Raw genomic sequence first — 20,391 nt, 5'->3', positions numbered from 1 at the left:
ATCAATCGCATAGTTCGCGATTAATCTGTGGGAGCTCCTTAGACACCGGTCTCAAATCGTGCCTGCTTCGCTGTCTAGTTTTTAGTCCGAAGCCAATGCATCAATCGGGTTCAAATTAGCTGCTCTTCTTGCCGGTAAAAATGCCGCCAATAATGAGATGGCTAATGCAATGACAAACGTTGTGATGACGTTGCCAACACTGATCTGCACAAATGCATAACTAGCAATGTGTGATAGTAAGCTATTGGCTACCAATTCGCCTAAGAAGGCGATCACTGTTGCTAAAATAGCACTTGAAACTCCGATGATAAGAGATTCACTAATAAATAATCTTCTAATATCCTTCTTGCTTTCACCTAGTGCTCGCAAAATACCAATTTCCTTGGTCCTTGCGCTGACAGACATGTACATCGTCACAATAATCATTAATGCTGACACGACTAGTGAAATAGCAGCTATCGCAGCCAAGATGTTTGTAATCAACTTAACATAAGTCTGCACCTTATCAATAATTGAGCTAACAGAAGTGGCCGAATAGACACGCTTGCTATTAGACTTCAAATGATTCATTTCCTTAGTAACTTTCTTAACATTACCGAGTTTATCGATCTTCACAGACACACTGCTGGAAGCGGTACTAATATTATTTTCATTCATTGCATTAGTTAATGTTGATGTACTAATGTAGTTACTTGCTGACATACTATTACTTGAAGTCGAAATACCTGAAACTTTCGCCGTAATTTTAACTGTCTTAGTTTGCCCACTCTTATCTTGCGTTTGATAGCTCAAAGTAATCGTTTTACCGATTAAACTCTTCCAGTTATTGGGTGAAAGCTTCTTAGCGACTGAGTCCCTGTCAATGACAATTTCACCCTTGCCAGGTTTGCTACCGTACTTAACAGTATTATTAGTAACACTGCTATTCCAGTTTTTTAGCGTATTCATGACAGTTGATTTGCCATCATACTTTGTCGTAACCGAACTAGCCGAATAAACCTTATCGACCGACTTAACATGCTTTAAGTTTTCAAGTTGGTTAATTTGTTTAGTAGTTAGGGTTGAACTCGTTGATGATTCAGATGCTGACATTTGCTGCGCTTGGCTTTGTTGTTGTGCAGCCTGCCCACTAGTTTTCTGATACCTTGCAACGGTAACCGCCTGCGGATTAACTAAATCAGTAATTTGCTGATCAACATATCCGCTAATACCGTTGCCAAGTCCCGAGAAGAGAATCACCGCAAACAACCCAATTGCCGTGCCCACAACAATCAGAAAGTTACGCCAAAAATTAAATCTAAAATGTTTATACGCTGTTCTATACGATACCGATGCTGGCAACAGTTGTGATTCCAGTCGTTGCACGTTTGCAATCGGATATGGATCCCTCAAACGTTCATCATTATCAATCTGGCCGTCAGCTAAGTGTACAATTCGTGTGCCGGCATCCGCTACAGACTGGGAGTGAGTAACGGCAATTACTAGTCGGCCTTCTTCCGCAATTTCGTTCAAAAGTTGGAGTACTTCTTGTGTATTTTGCGAATCTAGCGCACCTGTTGGTTCATCGGCGATAATAACTTTAGGATCACTGGCCAAAGCCCGTGCAATCGCCACCCGTTGTTTCTGCCCACCAGACAACTGGCTTGGATATTTACGCGCCTGATCTTCTAAGCCCACTTGTTTGAGGAGTTTCATAGCTCGATCATGTCTTTGCGTCTTACTTAAAGTCGTCATATCTAACGAAATCAGCACATTATCTAAAACGTTTAAATGACTAATCAAGTTGTATGCCTGATAAATATAACCAATCGTATCACGTCTGTATGAATCTAATGCTTTTTCATTTGTATGATCTAATCTGTGACCATCAATTGTCACACTACCCTGAAACTCACGGTCAAGGCCACCGATAATATTCATTAATGTTGATTTACCACCACCCGATTCACCTAAAATCGATACAAAATCGCCAAGGTCAAAATCTAAATCAATACCCTTCAAGACGGGAAATTCTTCCTTACCAAGGTAATATGACTTATGAATGTCCCGTAGTTCTAAATAGCTCAATTCTCTCATTCCTCTACTTAATTGATGACACCACTATACATGCGATTTTAAGTGTCGCCATCGGTCTAACGGGTAGACTTTTCTGCCCGTTTGGGCAAATTCAACGTAATTTGAAGATTGTTTGTGTCATAATTATATGTAACAAGGTATTCAATGCTTTTTGGGAGGGTTAAAAATGAGTCAATATCATCTTTTTAGAAAGTCGTTTGGCCTGTTCTTTAAAAATTGGTCCGCATATTTGGTAATCATTGTCTCTTTGAACCTACTACTTGGTTATGTTCTAGTTCCCTTAATGCGGTATATAACTAGCCTTGCAATGGTTATCAATCGCGTTCCTTATGTATCGTATAACAATCTTGGTTGGCTAATAACTAAACGGCCACTTGCACTCGTTGAACTCGCTGTTATCGGTATCATTATTTTGGCACTGGTATTTTTTCAGTTTGCGTTTCTGATTAATGGAGTCGATAGAATTCTGCACGGAAATGACCATCGAATCATTGAAATTGTTAAAGAGTCACTCTACTCATTAGCACACATTCGATTCAGTGGATTTATTTTATTCATCCCCTACTTTGTAGTCATCCTTCCATTTTCTGACTTTTATCTGTCGTCTCCGCTACTAGCTAAAATTCAAATTCCAGCGTTTATTTTACAAACAATCTACTCCAACATTTATTATTTAGTACCAGTGATCATCCTAGCAATCATCGTGTCTTACTTAGCACTACGTTTCATTCAAGTTTTACCTCTTGTTATCCTGCATAACGTTCATGGCATTGCAGCGGTCAAAATTAGTTGGCGAATGACTAAATCGCATCTATGGTCATACCTGTGGAGGTTAGGCTTTTTAGGTCTTGCTACGTTCATATCAACCGGACTGATTTCAATTATTTTGTACCTCATTCAATCACAACTTGATAAATCATCACACGTGGTTGCATTTACTGGTGCGGTCATCAATATGGGATTGATGTCCCTATTTGTGAGGCTGATATCTGCAGCCATGCTTGTTATCTTTGTTTTATTCCTGTTACTAGCCAATGACAAATATGAAACAATTCACTCAAATGAACCACAAGTTAGTTTACATGCATCGTCTTCAAAAATTGGGCGTAGATCAGCAATCGCACTGATCCTTGTCTTTTTGTTTGGTCAAATATCATTTAACGTTTACTACCTGCGTGGAGCAACTCTGGACAAGCCAATCACTATCTCACATCGGGGTGTAGATGATGGCAATGGCGTTCAAAATACTATTCCAGCTCTGGACAAAACAAGTAAAGAAAAACCAGACTACGTTGAAATGGATATTCATGAGACTAAGGATCATCAGTTTGTGGTAATGCACGATGAAAATCTAAAACATCTGACTGGCGTTAATAAGAGTCCCTACCAGTTAACCTTAAAACAGATAACCAAACTAACCGCGTCAGAAAATGGTTACCATGCTCACGTTGCCAGCTTCTCTGACTACCTATCAGCAGCTGAAAAGGACCACCAAAAACTTTTAGTCGAGATTAAAGTAACCAAACACGACAGTAAAAATATGTTGTCGCTATTTAAGGAACGCTACGGTAAACGGTTGATGAAGGATCATGATATGGTCCACTCTTTGAGTTTCCCTGTCATCAAAGGATTAAAAAAATCCACCCCTAAGTTGCCGGTTAGTTTTATTCTGCCATATAATTTAACTTTCCCCCAGACAGATGCCGATGCTTATACGGTTGAAGAAACTACATTAGATTCTTCCTTTGTTTCGCAAGCTCATTACAATCATCAGAAAGTATTTGCTTGGACAGTTGACAGTAATGATGACATGACAAGAATGATATTTCTAAATGTCGATGGCATCATTACGGATAATTTGAAAGAACTGAAGGAAAATATCAATTCCACCTTTAATGACCCAACCTACGCAAACAGGCTGTTAATCTATTCTGATGAACTAGATAATCTCACTTCGTACACGGAAACTGTGCCAAATTAACATCCAAAAGCATTGTACGAACAAATGTTCCTATGATAAAATTAAATGTGTTAAATCGGAATAAATAAGGAACTCAATTTTATGTTAAAAAAAATACTGTCCAGATCACTACTGTCTTTGATGACCATTTTTTTGATTACTGTACCATCGGCCACAAATGTTGCAGCTAATCAAATCAACCAAGTTAATACCGCAGTCATAACTGCAAGTCATGGAAGTACAAGTTCGAAGGATATTCAAAGCACATACCAAACAAAAGGTAACATCGGAAAATATAAAAATAGCCATGGTAAAACTTACTATGCCAACGGTCACTGGATTAAAAATCTACTTATATTTTTGGGAATTAGTAATTTATCAAGTACGGAAACTCAGAAATCAAACGGATCATCTGCAAATGACCAATCTCCAAGCGAATCTTTGGCAAAATCTGTATTAACCCAGAACGTTAAACAACAACTAGGAAATTCAATTAAGTTTAACGGTGCTGGCGCGTTTATCATAAACAATAACCAAACTAATATGAATGCAAATGTCTCAAGCGCCCCATACGCCACAGATAAACTTGACGCGAGTGATCGGCCCGCCGTTGGCAATGCACTACTTAATAAGACCACTCGTCAATATAAAAATCGTAGTGAAACTGGCGACGGTGCTAGTGATTGGAAACCCGCTGGCTTTAAACAGCTAACCAATTTATCTGGCCGTTATTCACATGCCTATGATCGCGGCCACTTACTTGGGTATGCATTAATTGGAGGCATTAAAGGATTCGATGCCTCAGAATCCAATCCTAAAAACATCGCAACACAAACTGCTTGGGCCAACGAAGCAATGGAAAGCGATTCGACGGGTCAAAATTACTACGAAAGCATGGTTCGAAAAGCACTCGATCAAAATAAAACTGTTCGCTATCGAGTAACAGATGTCTATGATGGCAATAATGTGGTACCATCAGGCGCTCATATAGAAGCCAAATCATCTGATGGCAGTCTCCAATTCAATGTATTTGTGCCTAATGTCCAATCCGGTATTACCATTAACTATGCTACAGGATCAGTGACTAAAAACTAAAAAGACTTGGGTGTGAAAATCTATTTTTCATCCCCAAGCCTTTTTGTAATTATATATATTAAGTTCAAATAGCCTTTATACTCTAAAACTATTTACGGTTAATCCCCAAGCTATCCCTTAATCCCAGACTTTGATCATGTACAAGCCTAGTAACTAAATCTGCAATGCTCGTCACAGATACATCATGGCCTCCAAATGGCTCACCCTTATGTGTAATTTCGTAATTAGTATCTGTACTACTGTCAAACCAACCTGGTCGAATAATAGTATATGCTAAATTGGATGCTTCAATCACATCAGCAGCATCCCGATAGTTTTGCAGAACTGGATTTGAACGCAGATTACCATTTGCACCGACAGATGATGGAATTTCATTATAAATGCCCATTGAAGTAATAAAAATCAGTCGTTTAACCTTAGACTCATTCATTGCGGCCACCAGAGAACTCGCCATAGACTTTAAATTTCCGCTTAAAGCTGCAAACACAGCATCTTGTCCAACCAGTGCTTTGGCTAAGTCTTTTTGATCGGTGACACTGCCAGCAATAGCCTTCTCTCTTGTTTCATCAAGTTTACCCAGCCGTCCTGTATTCCTAGCCATCAATGTCAAATGATCGTCTGTATGATCTAAAAAATATCTTCTTGTAGTGTTGCCTACTGTACCTGTAGCACCAATCACTAATACATTTGTCATTTTTGTTTCCCCCTAACTAATTAATAATGACACTATAGAACATTCAAGTTACTTCAAGGCAAGTAATTTCAATAAAATTATTTTACCTTTTAAAATTGCTGCTTTTACCCAGTTTCGACAATAATTGTATTATACAATTATGATATTTTCTATTTAGCTGTATAATACATAATGCTGTTAGAATAGAATTGTTTAACGTACGGACTAAAATAGCTACCCGACTCATCTTACACTCTAACTAAATCATTTGACCATCAGGATCTAAGACCAGTGACTCTGACAATAACACTTCTGTATATACTTCATAGACATAATTTGAATCCACAATGTGATTTTTGGCCATATAGTACAAGTAATCTCGCTCGTGTGAAAATGCCTGCATTAGTGCTCTTCTTTGTTCTACACTCTTAATATTGGAAAGAACCTCTCTTCTGAATGTAATATTCTTCCACTGATTTAAGAACTTGCCAAATGTGGTCACCCTCATTTGATCCTTTAAATCATAAATTACCAAATCCTTTACATCATCAGATAATTTCATCTTTTTAACCTGTTTAATACCAACTTGCACTGCCCTATTTCTGAGCATTTCAATTGTGTGTGCCTTTTGCTTTTCATCCCAATCCTCGGGTAAAATTATCTTGAACAAGATTGTTGGTACCAACATGCTTAAAATAATAACGACAGTTTCAACTAGTATTACTAATGCAAATGTGTGATCGCTCAGGCCATTTCCCATTACTGAAAATGTCATGGCTAGAGTGACAGTCCCATGTACACCACCAAATGAAAATAAGATCGCAGATTTATTACTTTTATCGCCAATTAATAACCTGCCATAAACATAGCGGCAAATCAGTAAAACTAAATAACTGACAATGCCAATCATCAGCCAATTCAGTGAAGTAGTAATCATTTTATAGCGGTCAACTGCAATCCTACCTAAGTTAATACCTAAGATGACGAACACAAAACTATTAAGAACATTAGATGCAAAATTTACTAATTCAACCCCAAGATGCATTTGGCGTGGAGATGAAAATCTACTTCTGGCTGCTTCACTATTGTTTACTAAACCAGCTATAACAACCGCAATAATACCTGAAACACCAACTTTTTCAGCAACCCAATAAACAATGAATGGCGTCAATAGGTAAATTAGTGTTTGTGATGAGATCACATTAATCTTTGATCTAACCAAAAATTGCCTAAAAAACATAATTAGCAATGCAAGAACAATTCCTAGCAGGATGCCACCACCGGCAGCGATGAAAAGCTGTTCACCATTATGCCAAATTTGTAATCTACCAGTGTTAACCCAAATGATAGCTCCTTGTAGTAAAATTAACCCAGTCGCATCATTAAACAGGGACTCCATTTTTAATGGTTTTTTGACGCTGTTTCTGAATTTTAGTCCCTGCGTGACAGACTCAAGTGCGGTTGCGTCAGTTGGCGTGCTAATGGACACAATGACTAATGCAAGCGACATTGGTACGGCAAATGTCAGATGTAATACACCAGCTGCCACAAATGCGGATATAATTGCAAGGATAATTGCGGTGCCAACAATACTTTTAATTCTTTTTCCGATCAGCTGCACCGGGGTCCGTTGTCCTTCGAAAAAAAGTAACGGTGCTAAAATAAGGATCATGAACACTTCATTTTGAAAACCCATGACCAGTTTATTTAGTGCGGGTATCAAAGCAACGATAACTCCTAAAATAACGTTTATGTAGGTACTTGATATTTTTGGAACTAGGCGCGCAATGATGTCACTAATAGCGACTGTAATTAAAATTAAAAATGTGGATATAAACAGTGTCAACTCATTCATCCCCTTTCAAATCTTCAATATTATTTTATTAGTGATCTACCAAAATAGATACATTAACGAAGCCAAATTACCATATCTGTTTAATCGTCAATTCTATGATGTTAATATAAGCCTTAAAGCTTACTTTAAGGCAAGCTACTATGATAATAAATTCATACAGTTTTCAGTACTTTATTAAAATTTAACGGCATCTACCGTCTATAATGCACAAAAGTAAATTTTTTAATCGAGGTAATTACTACGCTTAAACCAAATGTAAACATTAATTTAACAAACGTCGATCAAGTTGAAGAACAAATTGAAAAAGATCAAAACATCATTAGCACCCGGCCCGAGACATCTACCGAATATGCGCAATCCTCTGTAAATGTTGGTTGGCTAATTTTTAATCACGTTTTTATTCAAGAATTTAATATCATTTCCAATGATCTTGATCATGATATTACGACCCATGAAGTTGCTCAACTAATCGTTGCGAGCGTTTCTAACCAAGAATTAGGGAACATCCTTAGAATTAGTAATTTAGCTAAACAACAATTACACTCATTACATCAGAAGCAACCTTATCAAGATTTTTTAAAGACCAAACAAAATATGTAAATTAAAGGAGTATATTATGAAAGTTACAAAAGTTTCCTACGTCACTGCAATAGTTTCAGTTGAAAAAGGTGAAGATTTTGATACCGTAATGCGTCAAACAATGGCCAATGATCCGGACATTTCACAAATGGTTATTGATGCCCGTAAGACCGGTATTGAAAAATATCAGAACCGGTTTCCAATCTTTATATTAAGACGTGATGCATTCATCCAAGTTGGTACCACTACCGACGTTCAAAAGCTTCAAGGGCTGATAGATTCCAAGACTGAATAATATTAAAAACTCCAAGCAAAAGTTTGCTGACAGTTTTGTTAAATTAACCCATTATAAAATTAATAGTATATGTGACTATCTGGGGGGGATATTGTAAATGGCAAATATGATTGATTACGTTAGATCATTTGGTAATGTCTCTTTTAGTGCTGCCCCGTTTAATGAGATTGATGGTGTAATCCTATCACAGCTTGCGTATCTAAATTTTGAATGCCTAAATGATTCAAATATCAGAACTCTAAAAAGATTAAACAATATCAAAACTGTACAGGAAATTGTGAAAGGAACATGGAATCCAACCGCTAATCTAGATTTAGTAATCGCACTAAGTAGTAGCAACCGATTCAAAAATATTTCTTGGTCGGATTGGAAAACACGCCTTGATCACAAATCAGAGGAACAATTTTCTGCAGTCACATTTTTAATCGATAATCAGCTGTATTTCATTTCGTATAGAGGTACCACTGCCACAACGATTGACTGGAAGGAAGATCTTAATATGACGTTCATGGATGCCATTCCTTCCCAAAAAAGCGCCTTACGATATTTTAATGAAATTTCGTCTAAATACCGCGGTAATTTTATTCTCGGTGGTCATTCAAAGGGTGGTAATTTAGCGGCTTACGTTGTGACACATTCTAGTAACGATAACAAACATAGAATAATCCACGCATTTAGTGTTGACGGACCTGGATTAAATGAACCCATTTCTGGTTTTGACAGACAAATCATAAGAAAACTAATTCCAGAAGCGTCCATTATTGGCCTACTGCTCGAACCGGAGACTAACTATCAAGTGGTTGAAAGTGTAGCCAAAGGATTTAAGCAACATGATCCATTTAGTTGGAACGTGTACCAGAATCAGTTCGTAACGTTAACCTCTGTTAATGAACTGTCAGACCACACGCATAACTCCGTTAATAGATGGCTGAATAGTTTGGATGAACAAACACGTCAGGAATTTTTAGATTCACTTTTTGCACTATTTAAAGAAACTAATTCAATTAAATTTAGCGAATTAAGTCACGATTGGCAGCAAACACTAAAATTATTAATTACTGAACTGGGTGACGTCAATTTGGAAACTAAAAATAATTGGCGTTTTGTCACTAATCAGTTAGTCAGTTCATTCGCAGCTGAGTTCAAATATTCAATCAGAAATGATTTACAAAATAAACAATCCGCTTTAATTGCTAAAGTTAAACAAACCCACCCTTTCAAATAATGATAGCGACATTCTTTAATACCCATTTGAGTTGGAATAACCCAAGCCAAATGGGGCTTTTATTTTTAAAAAAATCGATGCTATTTGTAGAATAGTTAAGTTTCATTTCTTCAATCATCAAAAAATCCTCTTGTCAGTGAAATCAATCACCATCAAGAGGATACTGAACTATCAATAAATTATTGATAATTAGATTTAACAATAAAAAATATATTTTAAATATTAGGTATGGAACCGTATCTTTCAACCAAGAAATCGTACAATGGCGCGTTAAGAGGCGTGTATTCAATTGCGTTCTTGAATTCATCATTGATCATTGCGTCATCCGCATTATTTGCTAATTTAAGCGGCCAATCTGGATCAACCAACTTTTGCTGACCAACGGCTACTAGATCTGCACTACCCAGAACATTTTGAACGTCTTCACGAGTACGAACGCCACCGACACCAATCAACGGCTTTTTGTTGTCAATCATGCGATGTAAATATTTCAAAATTGTTTGATTTTTGTAATTGTCAGCGATCGACACACGCTTGTAATTGTCGAGTGACACATGCAGATAATCGAGCTTAGTTTGCACCAGTTTATCAACTAAATAACCTGTATCCTCAAACGTAATACCAGGATTAGTGAACTCCTCTGGAGAAAAACGGTAGCCGACAATGAATGGTCTATCGGCATAGTGATCAACGGCAGCAAAGACTGACTCTAGAGTTTTTTCAATAAATGTATATCTTTTATCGATAGAACCACCAAATTCATCGGTACGCCGATTAGAATGTGGTGAAAAGAATTGTTGCAACAGGTAAGTGTTTGCACCATGCAGTTCAACGCCATCAAATCCGGCTTGAATTGCCCGACGGGTGGCATCACCAAACGCATCAATCGTTGCATAGACTTCTGCATTAGTCATGGAACGCGGAACAGCGTCGTGTGTGTTAGGATCGCGGTGTTCTGCAGGTACTGCGCTGGCAGATACCGGTTGTTCACCGGATAAAGTTGCTGGAAATGTCATCCTACCAGCGTGAAAGATTTGCAAAATCGCCTTTGAACCCTGTGATTGAATCGAGTGTGCCAACTTTGAAAGCTGTGCAATTTTATCATCTTCAGCCACACTTAATTCTCCTTGCCAGCCTTTCCCCAGCGGTTCAACGTTTGCAGCACCAGTAATAATTGCCCCCAGGCCTTTGACTCGACGAGTATAATAGTCAATCTCGTCTTGAGTTACAGTCCCTTCGTAGTAACTTTGAAGAGTTGTCATTGGTGACATTATCAGGCGGTTTTTTAATGTCACGCCGTTTGGAAAAGTAATACTAGTATCAAACTGATTCATGAATAAAAATCCTCCAACAAATTATTTAAGTGCGTCAATCAGTGCTTCGCCAACACCCTCTGCCGATTGTGGATTTTGTCCGGTAATTAAACGACCGTCCACAACTACGTTTTTAGTATATGGCGCAGAAGCGTTATGGGTGGCACCTGCATTCTTTAATGCATCCTCTGCCAAAAATGGTACATCATTGGTTAACTCATTAATTTTTTCTTCCTCGTTAGTGAAGCCAGTCAAATTTTTCCCGTTAATGAATTTGCCGGTATCTCCCTCAATTGATAACAAACCAACAACACCGTGGCAAACAGCAGAAATAATTCCGCCCTTATCATAAATTTGTTTGGCAATCAGACCCAACTCAGTGTTGTTAGGAAAATCCCAAACCGTTCCGTGGCCACCTGCAAAGTAAATGGCATCATAATTGGCTGCTTGCACTTCGCTAGGCTTAAGGCTTGCTCCCAGTGCTTGGTTACGAAATTCAGCATCATCGTAAAATCGATGGTTGATTTCGTCATACTGTGATGAATCCATGCTGCCAGGATCCACAGGAACGTAACCGCCCTTGGGACTGACATAGTCAACGCCAATATTGTTATTCTTCATAACGTTCACAAAATGGGTCGCTTCGCTGAGCCATAGTCCTGTGGCACGATTGATGGTATCAAATTTTTGATGATTGGTTAACACAACTAGTACTTTTGTCATTACAGTTTCCTCCGAGTTTGCTTTATTTTATTATTTTGCAATCCCTTAATTGCAAACGTTAATTCTCATTGACATAATTAGTGCCTCCGTCCTTGTTTTAATACGTGCTTATGAAAAAAACTATACGTTGGTCATTTTCGGATTACAAACATTTTAACTTTTTATTTGTAAGTGTTTTTAGTAAGTAACCTGTTGATTGCTGTCATTATGGAATTTGCTCACACATATCATTAAAATGTTTTTCATTACGCATTCCTCCTTCAACTTGATTTTTTGATCATGAATTTTTAAGATTATAAAATAAGATATCACCTGAAGCTAAGTACAGGTCAAATATTTTTTAGTCTGGAGGAATTAACGTGAATACATATTCAATTGGGGAAGTTGCGAGAAAAATGGGATTAACAGTTGAAGCAATCAGATATTACGATCATGCTGGATTGTTGCCATTTGTTAAACGTGACAGTGGTGGACGCCGAAGATTTACAGAAGACAATATGCAATTAATGCAAATGATTCTTGACCTGAAACGTGCCGGTGTATCGATTAAAGAAATTGCGTATTTTGTCTCATGGCGCATGGATGGTGATGATTCACTTGGACAGCGTTACGATTTTTTAGATCAGCACGAAAAAAATTTAGAGGATCAAATCCAAACTTTGGAAAAATCACTGTCCTACTTACGATTTAAAAAGTGGTATTACAAAACAGCTTTAGAAGCTGGAACGGAACAGATTCATTTAATGCCTGATTCAACCCAGGTTAATCCCAAAACTTATAAAAAATATCAGAGTCTCATTAATTCTGGAAAATCAGCAAAATCATTAGGAGATAAATAATTACGAAGGTAATTTTTATCTCCTTTTCTCATGGATTGAATGCTAATAAAAAATTGCCATCCTAAAGAACATAAAATATTTTTTATTTTTTGCTTGACCTGAAGTTAGCTACAGCTTGTAAGATACATTCATTCGCTTTTTTAGCACACAGAAAAGGAGTTGTTTGAATGTTTTTATTAGCTTTAATTCCCGTATTAATGGGTAGCGGTCTGGCCATGCAAACTGCCGTTAATTCAAAATTACGAGAATACGTTTTTTCACCATATATAGCATCTGCTGTTTCTTTCACAGTTGGAGCATTATTTCTAATTACTCTAACAATTTTATCAGGTGTAGATCCCTTTATTACGGTATCAACCTTTACGGATAATCCATGGTGGATTTGGCTTGGTGGTTTGTTGGGTGTAATTGGACTGACAGTAAATTTACTGCTTTTCCCACGCCTTGGTAGCATTCAAACCGCCGTATTGCCAATTTTTGGTCAAATTATTATGGGCGTCATCATCGATCAGTTTGGCTTATTCGGATCACCACAGTCATCACTAACTGTATTTAAGGTAATTGGGCTAGTTTTGGTTACTATTGGTATGTTGATTGCAACAACACTTTCTAATAAGTCTGCAACCAATAACTCCCATAGCGGCAACCTAGTTTGGCAAATCATCGGTATTGGAGCAGGATTTTTAATGGCATCACAAACTGCTATTAATGGCCACTTGGGCGTCATTTTAGGATCATCAGTGCATGCAGCCATGGTTTCGTTTACGGTAGGTGCTGTAATGTTAATTGTTCTTGTATTATTTCTTAGAATTCCGTCGAGTAACCTTTACCATGCTTTTCATGCCGGGAAAACAAATTGGTGGATCTGGATTGGTGGCTTTCTAGGTGCCGCCTACGTCTTTGGTAGTGCCTGGTTGGTTCCTCAAATCGGTACAGGCCAAGTTGTCGTTATCGCGTTGTTTGGCCAGTTATCCTTTAGTGCATTTATTGATCATTTTGGTTTGTTTGGATCACTTACTAATCGTGTAATGCTCACTCGCATTATCGGTCTGGTAACAATGTTTCTCGGTGTTATCACCGTACACTTTTTATAATTATCGGGGGAAATTAATTTATGATAAATCAAAATGATAACTATGTAGTTATTACTGGTGCTAGTTCAGGGATTGGTGCAGCAGCAGTACGTAAATTTGCGAGTCTCGGACGCAATGTAATCATGATCGCACGTCGAGTTAATTTGCTAAATCAGTTACATGATAAAATTATCGCTAAATATCCTGACCGAGATATCGTTGTTATTCAGCAGGATTTAAGCAAAATTAATGATATTCCATCATTGTACGAACAAATAAATAAACAATATAACATTGATATTTGGGTGAATAATGCTGGTTTCGGTAAAATTAAATTTGTTGATGAACTTTCAACCGAAGAGGTCATTAGTATGGTACAAACCAACTCAGAAGCTTTAGCACTATTATCGGTGCTATTCGTCAAAGATCACGAAAATGATGAAGCACAGTTAATTAATGTGTCTTCACGTGCCGGGTATCAAATTTGGCCTAAAACCACAATTTATAGTGCAACTAAATTTTTTGTCAGTGCATTAACCGAAGGACTAGACCGTGAATTAATCAGTAAGGGAGCAAAAATGCGTGCAAAAATATTGGCACCTAATGCAACAAATACCGAGTTTGAGCGCGTTGCTAAAAATCTGAACTACGATGTCAATTATGACGAAATTTTTGCCAACTACAACTCTAGTAAAGATTTAGCTGATTTCTTAATTGAACTAATCAATAGCAATGCATCAATCGGTTTTGTAAATGATAATTTCCAATTGGAATTGGGAAACGGTCGTTTACTCTAATAATCTAAACTTTTTTCAAAAAAGTCTTGACCTGGACTCGCCTCAAGGTCGTAACCTGTATTCATCAACTTACAAAAAGTAAGATTATAAAGGAGATCATGTTTATGAAAACAATCAATTGGCCCACTCAATATTTGCCAGGAACAACCGATAACTTTGTTTCTAACGAGGTTATTGCAACTGACATTACACTTCAGGATGTTTGGCAAAATCTAGTCGATACCAGTAAATGGGAATCATACTACGATAACGCAAAAAATATTGACTTAGATGACAAATCAAACAATCTACTTCATTTTGCAGAACATTTTCATTTTGACACCTTCGGATTTCCCATTGATGCTCAGGTTATGGAACTAGTTGCACCTACCGATGGTAAAACCGCCCGCATATCTTGGCACGGATGGCAGAATGGTAATAAAGATACTCAGTTTGACGTCTACCATGCATTTGTAATCGAAAAGCTTGACAATACCCGGATTCGATTGCTAACCCAAGAATCACAAATTGGTAAACCAGCGGCAGATTTAGCCAAGCAAAATCCTAATCCAATGCTTAACGGTCACCAAGCATGGTTAGACGGATTAGTGCAAGCTTCACGAAAATAATGGAGGAAGTTATTATGACCAATAAAACTTGGATGATCACTGGCACTTCCAGCGGATTTGGCAAAAATCTGGCCGAGTTCGTTGCACAAGATTCGGATTCAAATCTGATTGCCACGGCTAGAAAAATGGATGATTTATCTTACTTAGATCAATATAATCACGGTCAAATTTTTAAGGTACTGGTTGATGTGACCAATTCCGATCAGATAAAGAATGCTGTTAAAACAGCTCAAAAAAGATTTGGCACAATCGATGTATTAGTGAATAACGCAGGCCTTGGTTACTTTGGAACAATCGAAGAAAGCAATGATGCGGATATTCGTCAATTATTCGAAGTTAATGTTTTTGGACTAGCAAACGTTACAAAAAGTATTCTACCTACCATGCGTGCTCAAAATTCTGGTTTAATTATCAACATTTCATCAGTTCTCGGAATTACTTCAATCCCAACATTCGGATGGTACAGCGCCACTAAGTTTGCTGTAGAAGGATACTCAAATGCATTGCGGCAAGAGGTAAATTCACTTGGAATCAAGGTCATGGTTGTTGAGCCAAGTGGTGCCCGAACTAAGTGGAATGCTGGTAAAACGGCACCAGTAAAATTAGATGACTATTCCGATTTTGCGGATATGATCAACAATGCTGCCGCTGGTGAAACTTCTGCTCCCGGAGATCCACATATGATTGCAAAGATAATTTTCGATACTGTAAAAGCTGGTAAAAAAATACCAAATCATTTACCGCTAGGCGAATTTGCAACTAGCGGCATGAAAAATGAATTATCGGGAATTTTAAGTGAAATTGAGCAGCTTTATGCTACTTCGATAAAAGCTGATACATCGGCTGAATAATTTTATGATCTGACCTAATCGTCAGATCTTTTATATACATACAAGATAAAAAGGAGTATTTCTAATGAATACGGTAATTGTTAACGAAAAGAGAAAATTAATTGATCAACAGGCAGAGGTTCCTTACCCTCACAACCATGATGTTTTAGTAAAAATACACGATATATCAATTAACCCGATTGATATAAAACGAATTCATCGAATTACCAACACTGATTCCAGAATATTGGGATACGATGCAATCGGTGAAGTAGTTAGTATTGGTAGCAAAGTGAGCAAATATACGGCTGGTGATATGATTTTTTATGCGGGAAGCACGGAGAGAAATGGATCATATCAAGAATACCAACTTGTCGACGAAAGAATTACAGCATTTGCCCCCAAAAAGATCCCGTTAAATCAAGCTGCAGCCACTCCGTTGACTTGGTTAACAGCATATGAGATTTTAGTGGACAAACTTGGCTTTATCCCTCAAAAAAATGTTAACAGTGGTTCAATTTTAGTTATTAACGGTGCTGGCGGCGCCGGCTCAATGTTGACGCAGCTGGCACATTGGATGGGATTAACGGTACTGGCTACAAGCAGTGCTGGTAATTTTTATTGGCTCAAAAGGAATGGAGTTGATGTACCACTTGATTACCACAACAACATTGTTGACCAGGCCCAAACAGCTGGCTTTAATTCTGTTGACCATGTCGTTAATCTATTTGACACAGCGAAATATTTTAATATTGCAAAAAAGATGGTTCGGCCGTTCGGTCATATCGTTAATGTGGCCCTGACGTCTGAAAAAATTGATATTATCGAGTTGCAGGCCAAATCAATCAGTTTTGACTGGGAATTAATGTTTACTAAATCAACGTTAGAATATAACCTTGAATCACAAGGTGAATCACTCGCACTGTTAGCTAATTTGCTGGATAATGGACAAATAAAATCGACAATTACAAGAACGATCGTAGCACCGTTAGCAGCACAAGTAATACGACAAGCCCACAATTTGATTAACTCACACACAGTTGTTGGAAAGATTGTTGTTGATTTTGAGGCCAAATATTAAGGAGAATAATTATGAACTACAGTATTGGACAAGTGTCAGAACAACTTGGGGTTCCAATTGACACGCTAAAATATTATGACAAGCAGGGATTACTACCATTTGTCAAACGTGACAACAGTGGTCGACGCAGATTTTCAGACAACGATGTTCATTTAATGAGAACCATTGTCTGCCTTAAAAATGCAGGTGTTTCAATTGCTGATATCTCAAAATTCATTCAATTACGCTTAGTTGGTGACTCAACACTTGAACAAAGAGCTGATTTACTAAACAAGCATGAAAAAGAACTACGCCAACAAATTAATGATCTCCAGGAAACTCTAAGTTATTTGAAGTTCAAAAAATGGTACTACGATACGGCGGTTGAAGCTGGTACTGAATCTGTGCACTTTGTTGATGGCACAAATGAAGTCAAACCTAATATTGATGAAGAATATGTACATCGGTTAAAAACAACTGATCAGCTGTCAGAACTTCAGAGTTTTTTGAACGTTAAAGATTATCGAAATAAATCACGCAGATAAATCAATGTGCGCATGCACTTTTTTGCCATGTCATTCATTTAGGTGTAGAGTGGAATAGTTACATTTCAATATAACTTAAAAGAGGAAATTAACTATTATGACAAAAAATGTAGCAAAAGAGAGAATTTATAACAAGAAAATCATTTTAATTCTGGCTGCCAGCTTTTTTTACCTTTCCAGTCCAATGCTCATTAACCCATTAATTACTGGCTTCACTAAGAGTATTGGTGGCAGTACTTTGATCGCCGGTTTAGTTGCCGGTGTGATGAACATCACATCATTGTTGTTACGACCAATCGCTGGCAATTTATCCGACAATCATTCAAAGTACATACTAGCGTCGTTAGGCGGCATAGGTCTTCTGATTGCAAGCATTGGATACACCCTCACCACCAGCGTAACATTGCTGATTATTTTTAGAATTGTTAACGGTGTTGGGTACGTTTTTTGTACTGTTTGCATGGCAACCTGGATGGCTAGTCTGCTTCCAAAAAATAAAATCGGAGCTGGTATGGGATTTTATGGCTTAATGAATGCAATCGGAATGGCGCTCGCACCATCGTTAGGTATCTATCTCTACCAAAATTTTGGCTACTCTAAAGCGTTTATCGCCTCAGCAATTTCAAGTATTTTAATGATTGTCCTAGTGCAGTTGGTCGGTGATCGTGGTGAACCTGTTAAATTAAAACGCCCGTCTCAACAAGCTTCAACAAAGCTGAGAATTGTGCAACCAAAAGTTTTCCCAATTGCTATGATGCTAATGCTATTTGCCATCCCATATTTCGCTACCCAAGCATATATTGTCACTTATGTGGCCGATCTGCATCTGCAAGTGTCTGTCGGAATGTTTTTCCCCATCTATGCCATCATTCTCATTATCTTGCGGCTGTCGCTTAAAGATCTATTTGATACTGTCGCATTCGGTAAATTTTTGTACATCAGTCTCCTAAGTACCATCATCGGTTTGCTTGCACTAGTACACATGACAAATAATTTCATGATGTTCATTGCGGCATTGGGTATCGCTGGTGGTTACGGATTAATGTTTTCAATTTGTCAGGCAACTTCGTTATTAGTGGTTCCGATTGAAGAACGCGGCTTAGCAAACAGTACCTTTTACGTTGGCATGGATTTAGGAATGTCGCTTGGACCAATTATTGGCGGGCTCCTTAAAAGTTTGTTCCCTCTCCATGCATTTTATCTCATCATGATCGTAACACTGCCACTAATTTGGGTGATTTACTTTTTTAATCGAAAGAATCTCAATGCAACTGTAGCTAAATAATTTAAGGTTGCCGTAATTCAAATTAAACATTCAGTAAATAGCTAATCTAAGAGCATAAGAACCTCAGACTAAAATCAAGAATGATTAGTCTGAGGTTCTTATGTTGCAGAAGCGAAGTAACTTTATTCTCGCCAAACTTCTTTATTATTAGCGATAAATCTTACGTGGAAAATGATAAGCGTACCAAATGTATCGTAATGCGAATAACACGCAAATAATTCCTAAAACGCTAAACCAAGCACCGTCCAAAGACCTTATTAAAGTTGCAAAGAATCCATAGCCTTTAGGCATAAAGGTAAATATTGTGCCAAACAGTGTGTACCATCCCAGCATAATCGTACCAAACCGTCGATCTCCAATTTCCTGAAGCTTAAATGATACTGCTAACGCTAAGATAGCGTTGGTCGACATCATCAAAATTAAACACATCTGGTCTCCAAGTCCAAGTCGAATTAGGAAAAACAGTGCAAATCCAAGAGCATATCCAAAAATTCCGTAAGTCCATCCTTGCTGGAAAGTGACATTCTTTCGCAAAAATTTTTGCCAAATGATATTACGTTCATATTTAACCGAATAATACAAAGAAAAAATTTCAATACCAACGAAAACAACACAACCTGCCCACAACAGTTCAAATAGCCAAAAATGGACAACGTGAAACCATTGGTAAAATAATAATGAAAATGTCAGATCATGACCGAAGTACCAAGCATGCATCCAAAAATAAAACGGTGCCTCTTTATCTTTGATTTGCATCATCATGCTCGTAATATACTGTGCAAATCCGAATGCATATGTTAATAATGCCATTAATATGACGGCACTCGGATGTTGATAAACGATGCTCATCACTTGATTAATCGTGTACATAAATGAACCTCCTATGTTAATGTGTATAACATAACCCTGTTATATTGGCCGGTTAACCACAACAATTAAAAAAGTGTGTATTAGGAGAGACAATTATGGACCCACGTACAAGAAAAACGAAGAATTTATTACTGAATGGTTTATTTACACTTTTGAAAGACAAATCAATTCAAGACATCACTGTTACAGCCCTATGTAAGCAAGCTGAAGTGAATAGAAGAACATTTTACTTACACTACGACAATATTATTGAAGTATTTGACGATTTTGAATCCGATTTATCCCTACGAGTTAGTAACACACTTAATGCACCATCAACAACTGAGGCAAATCTTGTACAGACATTTGACCAAATATTTGATGAAAATTTGGCTGGATTCAAAAGCCTATGCATGAACCACCGTCAGCAATTATTATTGCAACATTTAGATGACATGTTATTCAACGTTTTACTGAGCAGCCATTCTAACCATCCAAATTCTCAAGATATTATTACTATGCATTACGTCAGCAGCGGTATTGTCAATGTGTATATTTACTGGGTAAATCACCAAGAAAGTTTTTCTAGAAGTGAGCTATCTAAAACATTTTCCAAACTGGTTCACGAAAATTTTTCACATTAGTTATTTCGTTAATGCAATTAAAATTGATTATTTCCCAACATTCACATAGTATGTGAACTCCAGTTCT

19 protein-coding genes are annotated in these 20,391 nt (G+C 37.5%); 13 read left to right on the top strand and 6 right to left on the bottom strand.

The window, feature by feature from the left end; translation table 11 throughout:
* Nucleotides 1-81: 81 nt before the first annotated feature.
* Nucleotides 82-2,067 (bottom strand): ABC transporter ATP-binding protein/permease, encoded by a 1,986-nt coding sequence (locus tag FD16_RS08825; RefSeq protein WP_010621880.1) that lies wholly within the window; start codon nt 2,065-2,067, stop codon nt 82-84.
* 175 nt (nt 2,068-2,242) lie between these two features.
* On the opposite strand from FD16_RS08825, the gene FD16_RS08820 reads away from it, so the two are divergent.
* Together FD16_RS08820 and FD16_RS08815 are read left to right on the top strand one after the other, a co-directional pair.
* Nucleotides 2,243-4,057, top strand: a complete 1,815-nt coding sequence (locus FD16_RS08820) for a glycerophosphoryl diester phosphodiesterase membrane domain-containing protein (protein WP_010621879.1) — start codon at nt 2,243-2,245, stop codon at nt 4,055-4,057.
* A gap of 81 nt (nt 4,058-4,138) precedes the next feature.
* The gene (locus FD16_RS08815; RefSeq protein ID WP_010621878.1) at nt 4,139-5,131 is read left to right on the top strand and encodes a DNA/RNA non-specific endonuclease; all 993 of its coding nucleotides are present in this window, start codon (nt 4,139-4,141) and stop codon (nt 5,129-5,131) included.
* A gap of 88 nt (nt 5,132-5,219) precedes the next feature.
* Here the strand turns inward: FD16_RS08815 and FD16_RS08810 are convergent, their stop codons facing one another.
* Nucleotides 5,220-5,825, bottom strand: coding sequence for an NAD(P)H-binding protein (locus FD16_RS08810; protein ID WP_010621877.1), 606 nt, complete (start codon nt 5,823-5,825; stop codon nt 5,220-5,222).
* Nucleotides 5,826-6,063: 238 nt separating this feature from the next.
* Complete coding sequence (locus FD16_RS08805) at nt 6,064-7,659, bottom strand: cation:proton antiporter (protein ID WP_235778161.1); 1,596 nt, start codon at nt 7,657-7,659, stop codon at nt 6,064-6,066.
* 616 nt (nt 7,660-8,275) lie between these two features.
* Here FD16_RS08805 and FD16_RS08800 point away from each other — a divergent pair.
* Entirely contained in the window at nt 8,276-8,533 is a 258-nt protein-coding gene (locus FD16_RS08800) for a hypothetical protein (RefSeq protein WP_010621875.1), read from the top strand.
* 97 nt (nt 8,534-8,630) lie between these two features.
* On the top strand, nt 8,631-9,758 hold the full coding sequence (locus FD16_RS08795) for an Mbeg1-like protein (RefSeq protein ID WP_010621874.1): 1,128 nt from the start codon (nt 8,631-8,633) through the stop codon (nt 9,756-9,758).
* Nucleotides 9,759-9,973: 215 nt separating this feature from the next.
* Here the strand turns inward: FD16_RS08795 and FD16_RS08790 are convergent, their stop codons facing one another.
* Both FD16_RS08790 and FD16_RS08785 read right to left on the bottom strand, forming a co-directional pair.
* Nucleotides 9,974-11,092 (bottom strand): NADH-dependent flavin oxidoreductase, encoded by a 1,119-nt coding sequence (locus FD16_RS08790; protein WP_010621873.1) that lies wholly within the window; start codon nt 11,090-11,092, stop codon nt 9,974-9,976.
* 21 nt (nt 11,093-11,113) lie between these two features.
* Complete coding sequence (locus tag FD16_RS08785) at nt 11,114-11,794, bottom strand: type 1 glutamine amidotransferase domain-containing protein (RefSeq protein WP_010621872.1); 681 nt, start codon at nt 11,792-11,794, stop codon at nt 11,114-11,116.
* Nucleotides 11,795-12,153: 359 nt separating this feature from the next.
* On the opposite strand from FD16_RS08785, the gene FD16_RS08780 reads away from it, so the two are divergent.
* From FD16_RS08780 to FD16_RS08745, 8 genes are all read left to right on the top strand, one after another.
* The gene (locus FD16_RS08780; RefSeq protein ID WP_010621871.1) at nt 12,154-12,633 is read left to right on the top strand and encodes a MerR family transcriptional regulator; all 480 of its coding nucleotides are present in this window, start codon (nt 12,154-12,156) and stop codon (nt 12,631-12,633) included.
* 167 nt (nt 12,634-12,800) lie between these two features.
* The gene (locus tag FD16_RS08775) at nt 12,801-13,727 is read left to right on the top strand and encodes a DMT family transporter (RefSeq protein ID WP_010621870.1); all 927 of its coding nucleotides are present in this window, start codon (nt 12,801-12,803) and stop codon (nt 13,725-13,727) included.
* Nucleotides 13,728-13,747: 20 nt separating this feature from the next.
* Complete coding sequence (locus FD16_RS08770) at nt 13,748-14,503, top strand: SDR family NAD(P)-dependent oxidoreductase (RefSeq protein ID WP_010621869.1); 756 nt, start codon at nt 13,748-13,750, stop codon at nt 14,501-14,503.
* A gap of 104 nt (nt 14,504-14,607) precedes the next feature.
* Nucleotides 14,608-15,111 carry an SRPBCC family protein gene (locus tag FD16_RS08765; RefSeq protein ID WP_010621868.1) on the top strand — a complete coding sequence of 168 codons (504 nt, stop codon included), beginning with the start codon at nt 14,608-14,610 and terminating at the stop codon, nt 15,109-15,111.
* A 14-nt stretch (nt 15,112-15,125) separates the two neighbouring features.
* Entirely contained in the window at nt 15,126-15,962 is an 837-nt protein-coding gene (locus FD16_RS08760; RefSeq protein ID WP_010621867.1) for an SDR family NAD(P)-dependent oxidoreductase, read from the top strand.
* A gap of 64 nt (nt 15,963-16,026) precedes the next feature.
* Nucleotides 16,027-17,022, top strand: a complete 996-nt coding sequence (locus tag FD16_RS08755) for a zinc-binding dehydrogenase (protein ID WP_010621866.1) — start codon at nt 16,027-16,029, stop codon at nt 17,020-17,022.
* A gap of 11 nt (nt 17,023-17,033) precedes the next feature.
* Nucleotides 17,034-17,546, top strand: coding sequence for a MerR family transcriptional regulator (locus FD16_RS08750; RefSeq protein WP_010621865.1), 513 nt, complete (start codon nt 17,034-17,036; stop codon nt 17,544-17,546).
* Between the two features lie 97 nt (nt 17,547-17,643).
* Nucleotides 17,644-18,831, top strand: coding sequence for an MFS transporter (locus FD16_RS08745; protein ID WP_010621864.1), 1,188 nt, complete (start codon nt 17,644-17,646; stop codon nt 18,829-18,831).
* A gap of 147 nt (nt 18,832-18,978) precedes the next feature.
* Here the strand turns inward: FD16_RS08745 and FD16_RS08740 are convergent, their stop codons facing one another.
* Nucleotides 18,979-19,701: a hypothetical protein gene (locus FD16_RS08740; protein WP_010621863.1), complete on the bottom strand. Its 723-nt coding sequence runs from the start codon at nt 19,699-19,701 to the stop codon at nt 18,979-18,981.
* A gap of 95 nt (nt 19,702-19,796) precedes the next feature.
* On the opposite strand from FD16_RS08740, the gene FD16_RS08735 reads away from it, so the two are divergent.
* The gene (locus tag FD16_RS08735) at nt 19,797-20,324 is read left to right on the top strand and encodes a TetR/AcrR family transcriptional regulator (RefSeq protein ID WP_010621862.1); all 528 of its coding nucleotides are present in this window, start codon (nt 19,797-19,799) and stop codon (nt 20,322-20,324) included.
* The last annotated feature ends 67 nt before the right edge of the window (nt 20,325-20,391 follow it).

Origin of the sequence: Paucilactobacillus suebicus DSM 5007 = KCTC 3549 (genome assembly GCF_001434475.1) — a bacterium.
Taxonomy (GTDB): domain Bacteria; phylum Bacillota; class Bacilli; order Lactobacillales; family Lactobacillaceae; genus Paucilactobacillus; species Paucilactobacillus suebicus.
This window is presented reverse-complemented; position numbering and strand designations above follow the sequence as displayed.